The organism is Kluyvera sp. (assembly GCF_965301105.1).
Genome location: NZ_CBDKZX010000167.1, coordinates 1 through 3,091, shown reverse-complemented (window position 1 = coordinate 3,091; position 3,091 = coordinate 1). Strand labels below are relative to the sequence as shown.

General features: G+C 53.4%; 2 protein-coding genes. Both read right to left on the bottom strand.

Features of this window, described 5'->3' with window-relative positions:
- On the bottom strand, positions 1-1,196 hold a 1,196-nt coding region (locus tag ACW14G_RS22720), incomplete at its 3' end, for a TolC family outer membrane protein (RefSeq protein ID WP_455648846.1).
- 129 nt (positions 1,197-1,325) lie between these two features.
- Positions 1,326-3,091, bottom strand: a 1,766-nt coding sequence (locus ACW14G_RS22715) for a hypothetical protein (RefSeq protein ID WP_455648845.1), incomplete at its 5' end; no start/stop codon positions are given.

Sequence of the window (3,091 nt, the reverse complement as noted above, 5' to 3'; positions counted from 1 at the left end):
CGGCGCTGGGCGTTGAACACTTCGTTTTCGCTGTCCAGCATATCCAGCAGGCTACGTTCACCGATGCTGAACTGCTCCTGGTACGCGGTACGTACGACGGCGCTGCGATCGGCATAATCTTTGGCGATCGGCACCTGTTGTTTAGCGTTCTGCCAGGCGTTCCACGACAGCCGCAGCTCTTCATCCAGCTGGCGAAGGGCGTTGCGCTTCACGTCCTGCGCTTCCTGCATTTTATAAGCATAGGATGACAACTGCGCCTGATCGCTGCCGCCGTTAAACAGGTTATAGTTCATACGAACCATGGCCTGCCACTCCTGGTCGTGACCACGCGTGCCGTCAACGTTGTTATCCATGCGGCGGCCAACGTCGATATTGACGCTCGGATAGAAGCGGGATTTCGCCGCTTCGTACTGCTGACGGGTGGCTTCAACGTCTGAGTCCGCCTGTTTCAGCAGTGGGCTGTTTTCCAGCATCAGCTTGCGCGCTTCGGCCTGCGAGGCCGGGATCTTTGTGGTCATCGGCATCGACAGACCGGTGGCTTCTTTCCCGACGACGCTGTAGTAGTTGGCCTGCGCGTCCTCTAGGTTGGTTTGCTCGGTCAGTAGGTTGTTTTTCGCCTGCGCAAGACGAGCCTGCGCCTGCTCATAGTCGGCGGTACGGCCTACGCCCTGTTCGGTGCGTAAACGAATCTGATCGAAAATACGTTCGTGGCTTTTCAGGTTATCCTGCGCCAGTTTCACCATCTTTTGCCGCATCAGCACGTCGAGATAGCTCTGGATCGCATCCAGTGCCGTCACTTCGCTGGTGTTCATTACCGAGAACGCCCGCGAGTTAACGGTGGCTTTCTGGCGCGCGACTTCGCTGGAGGTGGCGAAGCCGTTAAACACGTTCTGCCGCAGGTTGATGCTGGACTCACTGCGGTGCAGGTTACGGCGATGATCGTCCGCCGCGCGAGTCGATGAGTTGTCGGTTTGTTCCCAACCGGTGCCGGCAGACAGATCCAGGGTCGGCAGATACCCGCCCTTGGCCGCGCGCAAATCCTGGTCTGCAGAATAGCGACTATTGACCGACGCGCTCACCTGCGGATGCCACAGTAAACTGTCTTTGACCGCTTGCTCAAGCGTTGCTGCGCTAACCGTGTTGGCAAACAGTAATGGCAGAGAGATGCCTGTTAATATCCGAATGTGTTTGTTCATCATGACGTCCTTTCCTTACGTTCATTTCCCTGACTCGTGGCTTAATCCACCAGAGGTCATGTCATTAGACAAAAAGTCAACCAGGTGTTGACGTGCATGGGGCTGATAACAGCCCCATGACGTTATGCATCAGGCTTCGACTTCTGGCTTCGCAATCAAATCATCAGGGTCATTGCTGGCCCAGGTTTGATTGTCATCCGTATCGCCGCCTTCCGCTGGAACATGTTCAACGTCATTCGGTGTTTCTGCCGTTTCCGTTGTCTCCGTTGTTTGAATGAGGCTGGAGAGATCCTTATTATCACCGTCGTGAATCATATCACTGAATGACAATGGTTCATCCTGACTAATAATGGTGGCTTCTTGTCCAGACTCATTGCTTTCGCTATTGAGGCTAGTTTCCTCGCTGGCGGTTTCTGTTTCATGAAGAGAATCGTCCTCGGTACCGCCTAACAGCGTGCTGAGCGAGGACTCTTCCGTTTCAGCGTTCGTATCGTGCACAAGATCGCTGTCGGTTGTGGAGCGATCGGACTCGTCATCGATGTTATCGAGGTCCAGTGGGTCGTTATCAACCAGCAGATTCTCGCTCTTATCTGCGTCGGTATCCTGCGTATCAGAAGTATTGTCCGCCGTATCCAGCGAAACGTCGTCCATATTATCGACGGTGTGCTCTTCCGTGTGGTCGAGGTTATCCGCCGTCTGCAGCGCATGCTCTTCATCCTGGTTTGCATCCAGGGAGGCATCGTCCTGGTGATCGCTATCCATGGCCATCATGACACTTTCTTCCCCCAGCCCATCGGTCAGGCCGGCGATTTGTAACTCTGAGTTGTCGGCGCTATCGTCGTAGTCATATTCAACGGTATCGCTGAACGCCTCTTCGCCGTTGATACCGTCAAACGTATGGTCGCCTGCAGAGGTTTCCACGTTCATGACAATATCGCCGATGACCTGTTCACCATCCGGGAGGGTAATCGTCATTTTCCCTTCGTAATGCGTGGTTCCCGTCTCAAAGGTGAGCGTATAAACGCCATTGTCATAGGTATAGTGGGCTAGCCCATTACCTTTAAATTCGGCGCCTTCGGGGATCCCCTTCAGCGTTATGTGGGTTAAGGTCTGTTCGCCGCTGCTGCTTTCCAACTGGATGTCCAGGTTTAGGGTCACGGTCCACGTGGCCGTGGTATCGCCCGGATGTACGGAAAGACCATCGCCGTAGATGATGCCTTCAATAAAGTTACAGGTGCCGAGAATCGGTTTTCCATCAGCATTCAGCACGGTGATAGCAGTAAGTTCGTTGGTTCGGCCCGTATTAGGGTCACTGGCCTCCATTTTATAATCGTCACCGGCGCCCTGTAGGAATATGTAATCCTTATATTCCGAACCGCCGTTCATCTTGTTGCCTTGAATTTTATTGATGGCTTCGATTTTGCCCCCTTTTTCGAAGCCACTTCCTTCATGGATAATGAAAATATCGCTGTATTTTTCGCCACCGTCGGCGCTGGTGTTATTACCGTTGTAATACATGATCTGCTTCGCAGGATCAGAGCACTCAGGAATATCATCACCTGGTGTTATCCATACGCGCACGTTATCGCCAATGGCGACAATTTTCCCATCCACAACGTCAAAACCGAGCCCGCTTGGATCGTCTGCTCCGCCGTTGATATGAAGAACCTTATCTTCTACTGGCTCACCTGGGTTCTCTGATTTCCCGCCAGGAGATATATCAACGGAAATCTTAATTTTATCGGTATCCGCATCGGCGTCGGAATCAGCGTCGGCATCGGCATCTGCATCTGTGTCGGCATCGGCGTCCGCATCGGCGTCCGCATCGGCGTCCGCATCAGCATCAGCATCAGCATCAGCATCAGCATCAGCATCAGCATCAGCATCAGCATCAG